The following is a 13606-nucleotide window of genomic DNA, read 5'->3' as shown; positions in this document are numbered from 1 at the left end:
GCTCCCGCCGGGAAGCCGTGCTGCTACGAGGGGTGGAAACATGCGGGGATTAAGATTTTCTTAAGCCAGACCCGCGAGTTAGAGCGGTGCATTCAGTTTCAATTAAGTTTTGGCCGGTAGGGTGTTTCACAAGTGACCAGCGGGTCGCATATCGATGAAATTGTCCGTCATGCCTGAAAAGGTGGGTAGCCCACGGGAATTACCGGAAAATCCACTTCAATCCGTTTTTAGAGAGGATGAGACATGAGCAACAGGGATAAAACACCTCAGGCCGCCACGACAGGTGCTGCGAGCCATGCCGAATCTGCCGACGCGGCGCTGCAACACATCGTCGATGGCTTCAAACATTTTCGCCATGACGTCTTCCCGCAGCAGGAAGAACTGTTCAAGAAGCTCGCCACTGCCCAGCACCCACGGGCCATGTTCATTACCTGCGCCGACTCGCGCATCGTCCCTGAACTGATTACCCAGAGCTCGCCGGGCGACCTGTTCGTCACCCGCAACGTCGGCAACGTGGTTCCGCCGTACGGCCCCATGAACGGCGGCGTTTCTACAGCGATCGAATACGCAGTCATGGCCCTGGGCGTGCAGCACATCATCGTCTGCGGCCACTCCGACTGCGGCGCGATGCGTGCGGTGCTCAACCCTGACTCCCTGGAAAAGATGCCGACGGTCAAGGCCTGGCTGCGTCACGCCGAGGTCGCCAAGACCGTGGTCCAGGACAACTGCAACTGCACTGGCGAGCATGAAACCATGCACGTGCTCACCGAAGAGAACGTCATCGCCCAGCTTCAGCATTTGCGCACCCACCCATCGGTGGCGTCGAAACTGGCCAGCGGTCAGCTGTTCATCCACGGCTGGGTCTATAACATCGAGACCAGCGAAATCCGCGCCTACGACTCCAAGCAGGGGGCCTTCCTGCCTCTTGATGGTGATCACGCCATCCCGACAGCGACGCCTCGCTCGCGTTACTGATCGCCCGTTGCACGCAGGCTCGCGTCTTGTGAGCCTGCGTCGGTGAAAGGCAATCACCGACCGTAGCAGTCCGGCATGCCGGCGTCGGCGCCCTCTGATCCGCCCCGCCGGCAAGCCGGACTGCTACCCGGTTCCAACCTCATTCAAGCTCTTGGCGGCCGCGCATCGTGCGTGCTGCGGGGCATTGTCACGTCTGAAGATTATGCGGAGAGCCCCATGGCAACTACGGATCTGAAAGCTTTATTGCCACGGGAGCTGCTGGCTTCGGTGGTAGTTTTTCTGGTGGCGCTGCCGCTGTGCATGGGTATCGCCATTGCCTCGGGCATGCCGCCCGCCAAGGGCCTGGTAACCGGCATCATCGGTGGCATCGTGGTCGGCTGGCTTGCGGGGTCTCCGTTGCAGGTCAGCGGCCCTGCGGCAGGCCTTGCCGTACTGGTATTCGAACTGGTGCGCGAGCACGGCATGGCAATGCTCGGCCCGATCCTGTTGCTGGCCGGTGTGCTGCAACTGCTGGCCGGTCGCCTCAAGCTCGGCTGCTGGTTTCGGGTCACGGCGCCTGCGGTGGTCTACGGCATGCTGGCCGGGATTGGCGTGCTGATCGTCTTGTCCCAGGCCCATGTGATGTTCGACAGCGGGCCCAAGCCATCGGGGCTGGATAACCTGATCGCCTTTCCGCAGACGCTGTTTGGCGCCATGGGCCCGGGCAGCGCCATGCAGGCGGGGCTTCTGGGCCTGGGTACGATTGCGGTGATGTGGCTGTGGGAAAAGCGCCGGCCGCAGGCGCTGCGGTTTGTGCCGGGTGCGCTGCTGGGTGTGGGCATCGCCACGGTTGTCAGCCTGCTGATGAGCCTGGACGTCAACCGCGTCGAGGTGCCCGCCAACCTCAGCGAAGCCATCGACTGGCTGCGCCCGGCGGATCTGTTGAATCTGGCGGACCCTTCAATCCTGATCGCGGCCATCGCGGTGGCGTTCATCGCCAGCGCCGAAACCCTGCTCTCCGCTGCCGCTGTTGACCGCATGCACAGCGGCCAGCGTTCTGACTTCGACAAGGAACTCAGCGCCCAGGGCGTCGGCAATATGCTCTGCGGCCTGGTGGGCGCGCTGCCGATGACCGGCGTGATCGTACGCAGTTCGGCCAACGTGCAGGCCGGGGCGAAGACGCGCCTGTCGTCGATTTTCCATGGCTTCTGGTTGCTGGCGTTCGTGCTGTTGCTGTCCAGCGTGCTGCAAAGCATTCCGGTGGCGAGCCTGGCGGGTGTACTGGTGTACACCGGTGTGAAGCTGGTGGACTTCAAGGCGCTGCGTGGCCTGGGCCGTTACGGCCGCATGCCGATGTTCATCTACGCGGCGACTGCGGGCACGATCATCTTCACCGACCTGTTGACCGGCGTGTTGATCGGCTTCGGCCTGACACTGGTGCAACTGGCGCTGAACGCATCGCGGTTGAAGATCAATCTGGTGGACCTCGAAACCGAGGGCGAGATGGAACTGCGCCTCACGGGTGCTGCGACCTTTCTCAAGGTGCCGGCACTGACCCAGGCGTTGGGCGCAGTTCCGCCAGGCACCACGCTGCACGTGCCGTTGGGTAACCTGAGCTACATCGACCATTCCTGCCTGGAGTTGCTGGAAGACTGGGGCCGCGCCAATGCAGCGCAAGGCTCGCGCCTGGTGCTGGAGCAGCGGTTGCTCAAGCGCAGGGTCGAAGGGCGGATGCGTACGTCGATTGGTGGCGCTGCGATGCATTGATATCGGTGGAAACATTGTAGGAGCGCGCTTGGTCTGGGCCGCATCCGGACGATTGCGGCGTGTCAGACAAAAAAATACGTCATGGACACACCGCGGTCGCGGGCAAGCGCGCTCCTACAGTGGGTAAATCAGTCCTTCGCGCATTCCATCTCAAGCCCCACACCCAACTGGCGTGACAGGCTCGGCCAGCGTTTCCACGCCGCTTCCGTGTCGGGGCTGGCGAGCTTTTCGCGGTAGGCCTCGACCGACTCCAGCGAGAAGCTGTCCTCGTTGAGCAACTGGTCGATGGCGTGGTGCACCACTTCATCGAGCTGGTTGGCGAAATCTTCACCGATCAACTGATGGGCGATGACGCTGGCCACGGTGGTATTGACCGGGATCAGTGGCTGGCGCAGGTGCGTGATGTACAAATCGTTCACTTCTTCCACCAGACGATGGGCCAGGTAGGCCTCGTCCAGCAGCCCGTCCAGACCCTCATGGCCTTCCATGATGGCCGGTGGCGCGCTGAAAAACTGCTCGGCGATTTTCAGCACCGGCTTGATCTGGCTTTCGATCCCGGCCTGGCGCGCCACTTCGTGGGCGGCGTCCAGCAGGTCCGGGACTTGTTCGATGTAGGCGATGACGAAGCGCGTCAACACCCCTCTGGCATCGACATCGGGCAGATGGATGGCAGGGTGTAGATGGGGAAGTTGTAACTCGAGTTGGCGGAGCAGCCCGCCGGTCCTTGTCTCGTGTTCTTGTGCTTGGGTGATCTGCTCGCGCAATGCGGCGGTGTTCATGAATGCTCCATGGGGCGAAAAACCAGGCTGTCATTATAGGGAAGTCATACGTTAGCTTGCTTGGCAACGTCGCTAAGACGTAATTGTCATAACAGTTTCATGGTTATGTGCATTGGCTATTAAAAGGCCACTTTCTCCCAGATTTCGTCGATTTTTCTCAGTAAAAGCGTGTGCGTATAGCTCGGATTTGCAGATTCTCCACTGCGTGCGCGTGATGGCGGCGTGTCTATACTCGGGTCTGTGAGTAGATGCTGATGATGTCTGAACTGGAAGTGCAGGCCAGGCCCCGGTCCCCTTAGCGACTTAATCGACCGCTCCCTCGCCCGCAAGTGACTGCTGGCTATAAGAAGAACAAGAGGGGAAAGCGCAATGATGCGACATCCACATGTCTGGATGGGCCTCCTGTTGTGGTCGATATTCAGTCCGGTGCACGCCGCCTGGACGACGAATATGGCACCTGGAGCGACCGAGGTAAGTCACGAAGTCTTCGACCTGCACATGACCATCTTCTGGATCTGTGTGGTGATCGGGATCATCGTGTTCGGCGCGATGTTCTGGTCGATGATCGTTCACAGACGGTCAACCGGGCAGGTTGCCGCCAAATTCCATGAAAGCACGACGGTGGAAATCCTCTGGACGGTCGTGCCGCTGGTGATTCTGGTGGTCATGGCGATCCCCGCCACCAAGACCCTCATTCAAATGTACGACAACACGGAATCGGGCCTGGATATCCAGGTCACCGGTTACCAGTGGAAGTGGAACTACAAGTACCTGGGCCAGGACGTCGAGTTCTTCAGCAATCTGGCCACTCCCCAGGATCAGATCCACAACAAGGAAGCCAAGGGCGAGCACTACCTTCTTGAGGTGGATCAGCCGTTGGTGGTGCCAGTCGGGGTGAAGATCCGCTTTCTGGTGACTTCCGCTGACGTCATCCATTCCTGGTGGGTGCCCGCGTTCGCGGTCAAGCGCGACGCCATCCCCGGTTTCGTCAATGAGGCCTGGACCCGCATCGAGAAGCCCGGCATCTACCGCGGCCAGTGCGCCGAGCTGTGCGGCAAGGATCACGGCTTCATGCCGATTGTGGTCGAAGCCAAGACCCAGGCCGACTACGACACCTGGCTGGCCGACCGCAAGGCAGAAGCCGCCAAGCTCAAGGAGCTGACCAGCAAGGACTGGACGCTTGAGGAGCTGGTGGCCCAGGGCGACAAGGTCTATCACACCACCTGCGCGGCCTGTCACCAGGCTGAAGGCCAGGGCCTGCCGCCGATGTTCCCCGCACTCAAGGGCTCGAAAACCGTACTCGGGCCGAAAGAAGAGCACCTGGCGACCGTGTTCAACGGGCGTCCTGGCACCGCGATGGCAGCGTTCGGCAAGCAACTGTCGGAAGTCGATATCGCAGCGGTCGTGACGTACGAACGCAATGCCTGGGGCAACAACAAAGGCGACATGGTCACGCCAAAAGACGTGCTGGCGCTTAAACAGGCGGCTGCGAAATGAATAGCCTCGCAGAGATCGCTGTAGGAGCGCGCTTGCCCGCGACGGCGTCGTGTCAGGCGGTAAATCCGCTTCAGACACGCCCCGGTCGCGGGCAAGCGCGCTCCTACAAAGCGGCGACAACAGCAATGCCGATCCGTCAGTGTTTCGCAGGAGACAGGACATGAGTGCAGTGATTGACGACCATGGCCACGAAGGCCATGCCCATGGCCCCGCCAAGGGCCTGATGCGCTGGGTGCTGACGACCAACCACAAGGACATCGGCACGCTGTACCTGTGGTTCAGCTTCTGCATGTTCCTGCTCGGCGGCTCCTTCGCCATGGTGATCCGTGCCGAGCTGTTTCAGCCCGGCCTGCAGATCGTGGAGCCGGCGTTCTTCAACCAGATGACCACCATGCACGGGCTGGTGATGGTGTTCGGTGCGGTGATGCCGGCGTTCGTCGGCCTGGCCAACTGGATGATCCCGCTGATGATCGGCGCGCCGGACATGGCCTTGCCGAGGATGAACAACTTCAGCTTCTGGCTGTTGCCCGCCGCGTTCCTGCTGCTGGTTTCGACGCTGTTCACCCCCGGCGGCGGGCCGAACTTCGGCTGGACCTTCTACGCGCCGCTGTCCACCACCTACGCGCCGGAAAGCGTCACCTATTTCATCTTCGCCATTCACTTGATGGGCATCAGCTCGATCATGGGTGCGATCAACGTCATCGCCACCATTCTCAACCTGCGCGCCCCAGGCATGACATTGATGAAAATGCCGCTGTTCGTCTGGACCTGGCTGATTACCGCCTTCCTGCTGATTGCGGTAATGCCAGTGCTGGCAGGTTGCGTGACCATGATGCTGATGGATATCCATTTCCACACCAGTTTCTTCAGCGCGGCGGGTGGCGGTGATCCGGTGCTGTTCCAGCATGTGTTCTGGTTCTTCGGCCACCCCGAGGTGTACATCATGATCCTGCCAGCTTTCGGCGCGGTCAGTTCGATCATCCCGGCGTTTTCGCGCAAGCCGCTGTTTGGCTACACGTCGATGGTCTACGCCACGGCGAGCATCGCGTTCCTGTCGTTCATCGTCTGGGCGCACCACATGTTCGTGGTCGGCATCCCGCTGGTGGGCGAGCTGTTCTTCATGTACGCGACGATGCTCATCGCCGTGCCGACCGGGGTGAAAGTGTTCAACTGGGTCAGCACCATGTGGCAGGGCGAACTGACCTTCGAGACGCCGATGCTGTTTGCCGTGGCGTTCGTGATCCTGTTCACCATCGGCGGCTTCTCCGGCTTGATGCTGGCGATTGCCCCCGCTGACTTCCAGTACCAGGACACCTACTTCGTGGTCGCGCATTTCCACTACGTGCTGGTGCCGGGTGCGATCTTTGGCATCTTCGCGTCGGCCTACTACTGGCTGCCGAAATGGACCGGCCACATGTACGACGAAACCCTGGGCAAGCTGCATTTCTGGCTGTCCTTCATCGGCATGAACATGGCCTTCTTCCCGATGCACTTCGTGGGGCTGGCAGGCATGCCGCGTCGCGTGCCTGACTACAACCTGCAATTCGCCGACTTCAACATGGTCTCGTCCATCGGTGCGTTCACCTTTGGCGCCACGCAGATCTTCTTCCTGTTCATCGTCATCAAGACCATCCGTGGCGGCCCGCCTGCGCCCGCCAAGCCCTGGGATGGGGCCGATGGCCTTGAGTGGACCGTGCCCTCGCCTGCGCCGTATCACACCTTCGTGACGCCGCCGGACATCAGTGACAGAGACCATTGAGATGGCCACTACCGAGCGCACAACCCGGCGACTGGTCACCCGCCTGCTGATCCTGGTGGTGCTGATGTTCGCCTTCGGTTTTGCGCTGGTGCCGATCTATGACGTGATGTGCAAGGCGCTGGGCATCAACGGCAAGACGGGAGGCCAGTACTCCCAGACCCAGCAGGTGGACGACAGCCGTCAGGTGCGGGTGCAGTTTCTGGCCACCAACAATGCCGACATGACATGGGGCTTCTATCCTGAGGCTCAGGAAATCGTGGTGCACCCGGGGGCGGTGAGCGAGATGTTGTTCGTGGCGCAGAACCCGACCAGCAAGGCGATGACCGCCCAGGCGATCCCGAGCATTTCGCCGAGCACCGCCGCGATGTATTTCCACAAGACCGAATGCTTCTGCTTCACCCAGCAAATGCTGCAACCGGGCGAGCGCATCGAAATGCCGGTGCGCTTCATCGTCGACCGCGACCTGCCCAAGGATGTGAAACACCTGACGCTCGCTTACACGCTGTTTGATATCACCGCTCGCATGCCGCCCGTGGTCCGCCCCGTGGCGGCCAATGGCGGTTAGGCCCAGGGCCTGAGGAGATTCTGAAGATGGCATCCCATGAGCATTATTACGTTCCGGCACAGAGCAAATGGCCGATCATCGCCACGCTGGGCATGTTCGTCACCATGTACGGCCTGGGCACCTGGCTGATTGGCCTGAAGGCCGGCCGCGATACCCACGGCGCCCTGATCTTCTGCGTCGGCGCGCTGATGGTCGCGTACATGATGTTCGGCTGGTTCGGCACGGTCATCAAGGAAGGCCGGGCGGGCCTGTACAGCGCGCAGATGGATCGCTCGTTTCGCTGGGGCATGAGCTGGTTCATCTTCTCGGAAGTGATGTTCTTCGTGGCGTTCTTCGGCGCACTTTTCTACGTGCGCCACATCACCTTGCCAGCGCTGGCCGGTGACGGTCCCAAGGGCATCGCCCACATGCTCTGGCCGAGCTTCGAGAATGTCTGGCCGCTGCTGCATACGCCTGACCCGAAACTCTTCCCTCCTCCCAAGGAGGTTATTGATCCGTGGCATCTGCCGCTGATCAACACCGCCTTGCTGGTCAGTTCAAGCGTCACGGTGACCATCGCCCACCACGCGCTGAAGAAGGGCCATCGCGGGGCGCTGAAACTGTGGCTGGCGCTGACCATCCTGCTGGGCCTCGCGTTTCTGACGCTGCAGGCGTTCGAATACCACGAGGCCTACACCGAGCTGGGCCTGACCCTGGGTTCAGGCATCTATGGCGCGACCTTCTTCATGCTTACCGGCTTCCACGGCGCCCACGTGACCATCGGCACGATCATTCTGTTTGTGATGCTGATGCGGATCATGCGCGGGCATTTCAACGCCGAGCAGCAGTTCGGATTCGAGGCGGCGAGCTGGTACTGGCACTTCGTGGATGTGGTTTGGGTGGGGTTGTTTGTATTTGTGTACGTCCTATAGCCACCACCGACCTGTAGGAGCGCGCTTGCCCGCGATGGCGGTGTGTCAGTTGCAGGTGTTACATCAGACACACCGCAATCGCGGGCAAGCGCGCTCCTACAAGCGGAGTTACCAAGGGGTGTGGTAGACCAACTGCCCGCTGAAATAGCCATAGGCAATCAACGTCAGGGTAATGGCGGCGCAGAGCACACGGACGGTCAGGGCCTTGAGCAGGCGGGTCGATGAAGCGTCGTCCTTGACCAGGAAGAACAGCCCGCTGAAAAGGCTGACGATGGTGGCGATGAGCATCACGACTATGGCCACTTTGAGCATCGGGTCACTCCGGGAGCGAAGGTTATGCAAACCAGTATAGGTGTGGCGGGCATGCGAGTGAGGGCCGCGTGATGCGACGCTTCCGGCCTGGCATTGCGCCCACGCTGGTGGTGCTCGTCGTGCTGCCGGTGCTGGTTTCGCTTGGCTTCTGGCAACTGGGGCGAGGTGAGGAAAAGCGCCTCCTGCTCGACACCTACGCCGAACGCCGTGCCGCGCCGCCGATGTCCGCCGAATTGTTGCCTACCACCGCCGACCCCGCATACCGCCGGGTGCAACTGCGCGGCAGCTTCGATGCCCAGCACAGCCTGTTGCTGGACAACAGCGTGCGCGACGGCAAGGCCGGGGTCGAGCTGATCCAGCCGTTTCATGACCAGTCCAGCGGGTTGTGGCTGATGGTCAATCGCGGCTGGCTGCCGTGGCCCGACCGGCGCACGCCGCCGGCTTTCGAAACACCTGCCGAGGCGATGAATCTGGATGCCTGGGTGTATGTGTCGCCGGGGGCGACCTTCCAGTTGCATCCCGATGCGCAAGGCGCGAGCTGGCCGAAACTGCTCACGGCCATCGATCCGGCCAAGGTCTGGCCTGAGATGAACCGTGGAGGTTTCGCCCACGAACTGCGCCTGGAAGCCGGTCCCGCCGCCTACCGCACCGACTGGCCGGTGGTCGCCATGGGGCCCGAGAAACATCTGGGGTATGCGGTGCAGTGGTTCGCGATGTCCACCGCGCTGGTCGGGCTCTACCTGTTCCTGGGTTTCAGCCCGCGCCGCCCCGCAAAGAACAATAAAAACAAGGAGAACGCCCATGGGAACAGCGATGAGTCCAGCCAGCACGTCTGAGCGCCGGCCAGCGAAAAGCCGGCGTCGCGGGCGCCTGCAACTGATTGCGGTGTTGTTGGTGGCAATCGGCCCGATGATTCTGGCCACCAGCATGTACAAGTTCAAATTCTGGGTGCCGGACAGCCGTAACTACCACGGTGACCTGATCGCCACCGGCGAAACCCGCACCGAGCTTGGCGTACAGTCCGACGAGACGCGCTGGCAGCTACTGGTGACCGCGCCCGGCCCCTGCGAAGCCGATTGCCAGCAACTGGTGTACCTGGCGCGGCAGATTCAGATCGGGCTGGGCCGCGATGCCACCCGTGCCAGCCACGCACTGACCACCACCGAGCCGCTGGATCCGGCCTATGACGCCAAGCTGGCCCGCGAGTACCCACAGTTGCAGCGCTACCCATTGGACATCAAGCGTTACCAGCGCACCGCGCCCGGAGTCGACCTGCCGCAGCTGTGGATCGTCGATCCCCACGGCAATCTTGTGCTGCGCTACGGCGCCGAGGTCAATGGCAAGGATCTGCTCAACGACCTGCGCCAACTGCTGAAACTGTCGAACATCGGCTAAGGGGGTCATGATGACCAGGCCCGGATTTCGTCTTGCTCTGTTTGCAACCCTGCTCGCCTTGGTGGTGGTTTTGCTGGGCGCCTACACCCGATTGACCCACGCGGGCCTGGGCTGCCCGGACTGGCCCGGCTGCTATGGCTTCATCAGCGTGCCCAAGACCGAGGCGCAACTGGCCCACGCCGAACTGCACTACCCGGACGCGCCTGTCATAGAGCACAAGGGCCGCAACGAGATGGTGCACCGCTATTTTGCCGGCGGCTTGGCGCTGGCCATCATGATGCTCGGCGTGCAGGCCTGGCATCGTCGGCACATTGCCGGCCAGCCGGTGGGATTGCCTCTGGCGCTGGTGGGCGTGGTGTTCGCGCAAGCGGCGTTCGGCATGTGGACGGTGACGCTCAAGCTCTGGCCCCAGGTGGTCACGGCGCATCTGTTGGGCGGCATCACGACGTTGAGCCTGTTGTTCCTGCTGACTGTGCGTTTGAGCGGCAAGTTTGCACCGATGCCGCAGATCGAACCGCGTTTGCGGCGCCTGGCAGCGGTCGGGCTTGGCTTGGTGGCCTTGCAGATCGCCTTGGGGGGCTGGGTCAGTTCCAACTATGCGGCCATGGCCTGTATCGACCTTCCCACCTGCCAGGGCCAATGGTGGCCGGACGCCGATTTCGCCAACGGCTTTCACCTGACCCAGCACATTGGCCCCAATTATCTGGGCGGCAAACTCGACAGCGAGGCGCGCACGGCGATTCACCTGACCCATCGCATCGGCGCCTTGCTGGTGACGATTTCGTTGCTGGCGCTGGCCTGGCAGCTTAACCGCGCAGGGCTCAAGGGGCTGGCGGGGTTGTTGGTGATGGCCCTGGGGGTGCAGGTGTCATTGGGCATCAGCAATGTGCTGTTTCATTTGCCGCTGGACGTGGCGGTAGCTCACAACGCAGGCGGTGCGGCGTTGATGCTGACCATGACGCTCATCAACTACCGGGTCCGGCCCGCGTTTGTGGTGGCCAGAAGGCACGCGCCGAGCATCTGGCAGCACGCCCATGTGCTTCTGCACCTCGGCCCACATCGGTAACCGAACCCTGTAGGAGCGCGCTTGGTCTGGGCCGCATTCGGACGACGGCGGTGTGTCAGACACATCTCTTGCGACTGACACACCGCGGTCGCGGGCAAGCGCGCTCCTACAGTTCGTTAGACGGAGGAATTTCATGACAACCACCACCGGCGTTCGGCATCGCCAGGCGCTGTGGCGTGATTACCTGGAGCTGACCAAGCCCAAGGTCCTGGTGCTGATGCTCATCACCTCGCTGGTGGGCATGTTCCTCGCCACCCGCGCAGGTGTGCCGTGGGCCGTGCTGTTGTTCGGCAACCTGGGCATCACCCTGTGCGCGGGCGGCGCTGCGGTGGTCAATCATGTGGTGGACCGGCGCATCGACGCCTTGATGGCGCGCACCCACAAGCGGCCCATCGCCGAAGGCCGGGTGTCGCCCGTGGCCGCCCTCACCTTCGCCGCGCTGCTGGCCATTGGCGGGCAGGCGCTGCTGCTGACCTTCACCAATGCCCTCGCCGCCTGGCTGACGCTGGCCTCGTTGCTCGGCTATGCGGTGATCTACACCGGCTTTCTCAAGCGCGCGACGCCGCAGAACATCGTCATCGGCGGCCTGGCCGGTGCCGCGCCGCCGATGCTGGGCTGGGTCGCGGTCACCGGGCATCTGAGCGCCGAGCCATTGTTGCTGACCCTCATCATCTTCGCCTGGACCCCGCCGCACTTCTGGGCGCTGGCCATCCACCGCAAAGAGGAATACGCCCGGGCCGATATCCCGATGTTGCCGGTGACCCACGGCGAGCGTTACACCAAGTTGCACATCGTGCTCTACACCTGCGTGATGTTGGCCGTGAGCCTGATGCCCTACGTGATCAAGATGAGCGGCTTGCTGTACCTGATCTGCGCCAGTGCGCTGGGGATTCGCTTTCTGCATTGGGCTCTGGTGTTGTACCGTGGCAGCCAGCCGCACGCTGCGATCAACACCTTCAAGTACTCGATCTGGTACTTGCTGTGGCTGTTCATCGCGCTGCTCGTAGATCACTACTTACTGTTGAATTTATGACCCGAACCCAAAAGACCGTCTTCATTCTCGTGGCCATCGTGGCGCTGGTGCTGGGCCTGACCGTCAACCGTGTGCTCTCGGGCAAAGGCCAGGGCGACCAGACCGCGCTGATCGACGCCGGTGTGATCCTGCTGCCCCAGGCGCGCAACGTGCCGGACCTGAAGATGACCGACCAGGACGGCCAGCCGGTGGCGCTGGACAGCCTGAAAGACAAGTGGACGCTGCTGTTTTTCGGCTACACCTTCTGCCCGGACATCTGCCCGACCACCCTGGCCCAACTGCGCCAGATCAAGAGCGAACTGCCCAGGGAGGCGGTGGACAAGTTGCGCATCGTGCTGGTCAGCGTTGACCCCAATCGGGACACGCCTGCGCAGTTGAAAACCTACCTGGGTTACTTCGACAAGCAGTTCGTGGGGCTGACGGCGCCGGTGGACAGCATTCAGAAACTGGCCAACGCGGTGAGCATTCCGTTCATTCCGGCCGATACCAGCAAGCCGAACTACACGGTGGACCACAGCGGCAACCTCGCCCTGCTGGGCCCGGACGGCACCCAACGCGGCTTCATCCGCGCGCCGCTGAACAACCAGAAGCTGGTGGCGCAGTTGCCGGGGTTGGTTGAGAGGAAATAAGCGACGACGCTTTTGACTCTGGCCGAAGGTCGTAGGAGCGCGCTTGCCCGCGACGGCGGTGTGTCAGATGGCTTAAGTACCACAGACATACCGTAGTCGCGGGCAAGCGCGCTCCTACAGTGTTGCGATATGATCAGAACGCCGGGACCACGGCGCCTTTGTATTTGGTCTGGATGAACTCGCGGGTCTCGGGGCTGTGCAAGGCTGCGACCAGCTTCTGGATGGCCGGCGCGTCCTTGTTGTCTTCGCGGGTTACCAGGATGTTGGCGTACGGCGATTCCTGGCCTTCGATGATCAGCGCATCCTTGGTCGGATCGAGCTTGGCGGTCAGCGCGTAGTTGGTGTTGATCAGCGCCAGATCGACCTGGGTCAACACTCGCGGCAGGGTCGCGGCTTCCAGCTCACGGAATTTCAGCGCTTTAGGGTTCTGCTGCACATCGCTCGGCTTGGCGGTGATGCTGGTCGGATCCTTCAGGGTGATCAGACCGGCCTTGACCAGCAGCAGGAACGCACGGCCTTCGTTGGTCGCGTCATTGGGCAGGGCAACGGTGGCGCCGTCGGGCAGGTCGGCCAGGTTCTTGATCTTGTCCGAGTACGCGCCGAACGGTTCGACGTGAACCTTGGCCACGCTCACCAGGTGAGTGCCCTTGCCCTTGTTGAACTCGTCCAGGTACGGCTGGTGCTGGAAGAAGTTGGCGTCCATGCGCTTCTGATCGACCTGCACGTTCGGCTGCACATAGTCGTTGAAGACCTTCACGTTCAGGGTCACGCCCTCTTTGGCGAGCGCAGGTTTCACGAACTCCAGGATCTCGGCGTGGGGCACGGCGGTCGCGGCGACGGTCAGGGTTTCATCGGCGTGGGCGGACAGCGCGGTGACGGCGGCGAAAACGGCCAACAGCTTCTTCATATCTCTTACTCCTTGAAATGCGTGCCCAGTGA

14 protein-coding genes are annotated in these 13606 nt (G+C 62.0%); 11 read left to right on the top strand and 3 right to left on the bottom strand.

Annotated elements, in window-relative coordinates; all coding sequences use genetic code 11:
• The first annotated feature begins 243 nt into the window (after window positions 1–243).
• Window positions 244–975: a carbonic anhydrase gene (locus ACIPOO_RS24945; protein ID WP_274132031.1), complete on the top strand. Its 732-nt coding sequence runs from the start codon at window positions 244–246 to the stop codon at window positions 973–975.
• Between the two features lie 216 nt (window positions 976–1191).
• On the top strand, window positions 1192–2721 hold the full coding sequence (locus ACIPOO_RS24940) for a SulP family inorganic anion transporter (RefSeq protein WP_400610510.1): 1530 nt from the start codon (window positions 1192–1194) through the stop codon (window positions 2719–2721).
• A 128-nt stretch (window positions 2722–2849) separates the two neighbouring features.
• Here ACIPOO_RS24940 and ACIPOO_RS24935 read toward each other — a convergent pair whose 3' ends face one another.
• Window positions 2850–3500, bottom strand: a complete 651-nt coding sequence (locus ACIPOO_RS24935; protein ID WP_400610508.1) for a hypothetical protein — start codon at window positions 3498–3500, stop codon at window positions 2850–2852.
• A gap of 369 nt (window positions 3501–3869) precedes the next feature.
• On the opposite strand from ACIPOO_RS24935, the gene coxB reads away from it, so the two are divergent.
• From coxB to ACIPOO_RS24915, 4 genes are all read left to right on the top strand, one after another.
• Complete coding sequence (gene coxB, locus ACIPOO_RS24930) at window positions 3870–4997, top strand: cytochrome c oxidase subunit II (RefSeq protein WP_400610506.1); 1128 nt, start codon at window positions 3870–3872, stop codon at window positions 4995–4997.
• A gap of 160 nt (window positions 4998–5157) precedes the next feature.
• On the top strand, window positions 5158–6756 hold the full coding sequence (gene ctaD / locus ACIPOO_RS24925; protein WP_274132024.1) for a cytochrome c oxidase subunit I: 1599 nt from the start codon (window positions 5158–5160) through the stop codon (window positions 6754–6756).
• A gap of 1 nt (window position 6757) precedes the next feature.
• A complete protein-coding gene (locus ACIPOO_RS24920) occupies window positions 6758–7321 on the top strand; it encodes a cytochrome c oxidase assembly protein (protein ID WP_400610504.1) in 564 nt (187 codons plus the stop codon).
• A gap of 26 nt (window positions 7322–7347) precedes the next feature.
• Window positions 7348–8232: a cytochrome c oxidase subunit 3 gene (locus ACIPOO_RS24915; protein ID WP_400610502.1), complete on the top strand. Its 885-nt coding sequence runs from the start codon at window positions 7348–7350 to the stop codon at window positions 8230–8232.
• Window positions 8233–8340: 108 nt separating this feature from the next.
• Here ACIPOO_RS24915 and ACIPOO_RS24910 read toward each other — a convergent pair whose 3' ends face one another.
• Entirely contained in the window at window positions 8341–8544 is a 204-nt protein-coding gene (locus ACIPOO_RS24910; protein ID WP_274132020.1) for a twin transmembrane helix small protein, read from the bottom strand.
• Window positions 8545–8615: 71 nt separating this feature from the next.
• Between ACIPOO_RS24910 and ACIPOO_RS24905 the strand changes: the two genes are divergently transcribed.
• From ACIPOO_RS24905 to ACIPOO_RS24885, 5 genes are all read left to right on the top strand, one after another.
• A complete protein-coding gene (locus tag ACIPOO_RS24905; protein WP_400610587.1) occupies window positions 8616–9380 on the top strand; it encodes an SURF1 family protein in 765 nt (254 codons plus the stop codon).
• Window positions 9346–9939 (top strand): hypothetical protein, encoded by a 594-nt coding sequence (locus tag ACIPOO_RS24900; RefSeq protein ID WP_274132018.1) that lies wholly within the window; start codon window positions 9346–9348, stop codon window positions 9937–9939. Before ACIPOO_RS24905 ends, ACIPOO_RS24900 begins: the two co-directional genes overlap by 35 nt.
• Before the next feature lie 10 nt (window positions 9940–9949).
• On the top strand, window positions 9950–11005 hold the full coding sequence (locus ACIPOO_RS24895) for a heme A synthase (protein ID WP_400610499.1): 1056 nt from the start codon (window positions 9950–9952) through the stop codon (window positions 11003–11005).
• Between the two features lie 133 nt (window positions 11006–11138).
• Window positions 11139–12038, top strand: coding sequence for a heme o synthase (gene cyoE, locus ACIPOO_RS24890; RefSeq protein ID WP_274132016.1), 900 nt, complete (start codon window positions 11139–11141; stop codon window positions 12036–12038).
• A complete protein-coding gene (locus tag ACIPOO_RS24885) occupies window positions 12035–12667 on the top strand; it encodes an SCO family protein (protein ID WP_400610497.1) in 633 nt (210 codons plus the stop codon). Before cyoE ends, ACIPOO_RS24885 begins: the two co-directional genes overlap by 4 nt.
• Before the next feature lie 133 nt (window positions 12668–12800).
• On the opposite strand, the gene ACIPOO_RS24880 is transcribed toward ACIPOO_RS24885, so the two are convergent.
• Window positions 12801–13574, bottom strand: coding sequence for a MetQ/NlpA family ABC transporter substrate-binding protein (locus ACIPOO_RS24880; RefSeq protein WP_274132014.1), 774 nt, complete (start codon window positions 13572–13574; stop codon window positions 12801–12803).
• Window positions 13575–13606 lie beyond the last annotated feature (32 nt).

The sequence above is a fragment of the Pseudomonas sp. NPDC090201 genome, assembly GCF_044746825.1.
Classification (GTDB): Bacteria; Pseudomonadota; Gammaproteobacteria; order Pseudomonadales; family Pseudomonadaceae; genus Aquipseudomonas; species Aquipseudomonas putida_AD.
Note: the sequence above shows the minus strand (reverse complement) of the source record. Positions and strands in the feature narration are given on the sequence as shown.

Bases quoted from the DNA above. Each gene is read 5' to 3' on its own strand.
- ACIPOO_RS24945 (WP_274132031.1), top strand. From the start codon at position 244: ATGAGCAACAGGGATAAAACACCTCAGGCCGCCACGACAGGTGCTGCG.
- ACIPOO_RS24940 (WP_400610510.1), top strand. From the start codon at position 1,192: ATGGCAACTACGGATCTGAAAGCTTTATTGCCACGGGAGCTGCTGGCT.
- ACIPOO_RS24935 (WP_400610508.1), bottom strand. From the start codon at position 3,500: ATGAACACCGCCGCATTGCGCGAGCAGATCACCCAAGCACAAGAACAC.
- coxB (WP_400610506.1), top strand. From the start codon at position 3,870: ATGATGCGACATCCACATGTCTGGATGGGCCTCCTGTTGTGGTCGATA.
- ctaD (WP_274132024.1), top strand. From the start codon at position 5,158: ATGAGTGCAGTGATTGACGACCATGGCCACGAAGGCCATGCCCATGGC.
- ACIPOO_RS24920 (WP_400610504.1), top strand. From the start codon at position 6,758: ATGGCCACTACCGAGCGCACAACCCGGCGACTGGTCACCCGCCTGCTG.
- ACIPOO_RS24915 (WP_400610502.1), top strand. From the start codon at position 7,348: ATGGCATCCCATGAGCATTATTACGTTCCGGCACAGAGCAAATGGCCG.
- ACIPOO_RS24910 (WP_274132020.1), bottom strand. From the start codon at position 8,544: ATGCTCAAAGTGGCCATAGTCGTGATGCTCATCGCCACCATCGTCAGC.
- ACIPOO_RS24905 (WP_400610587.1), top strand. From the start codon at position 8,616: ATGCGACGCTTCCGGCCTGGCATTGCGCCCACGCTGGTGGTGCTCGTC.
- ACIPOO_RS24900 (WP_274132018.1), top strand. From the start codon at position 9,346: ATGGGAACAGCGATGAGTCCAGCCAGCACGTCTGAGCGCCGGCCAGCG.
- ACIPOO_RS24895 (WP_400610499.1), top strand. From the start codon at position 9,950: ATGACCAGGCCCGGATTTCGTCTTGCTCTGTTTGCAACCCTGCTCGCC.
- cyoE (WP_274132016.1), top strand. From the start codon at position 11,139: ATGACAACCACCACCGGCGTTCGGCATCGCCAGGCGCTGTGGCGTGAT.
- ACIPOO_RS24885 (WP_400610497.1), top strand. From the start codon at position 12,035: ATGACCCGAACCCAAAAGACCGTCTTCATTCTCGTGGCCATCGTGGCG.
- ACIPOO_RS24880 (WP_274132014.1), bottom strand. From the start codon at position 13,574: ATGAAGAAGCTGTTGGCCGTTTTCGCCGCCGTCACCGCGCTGTCCGCC.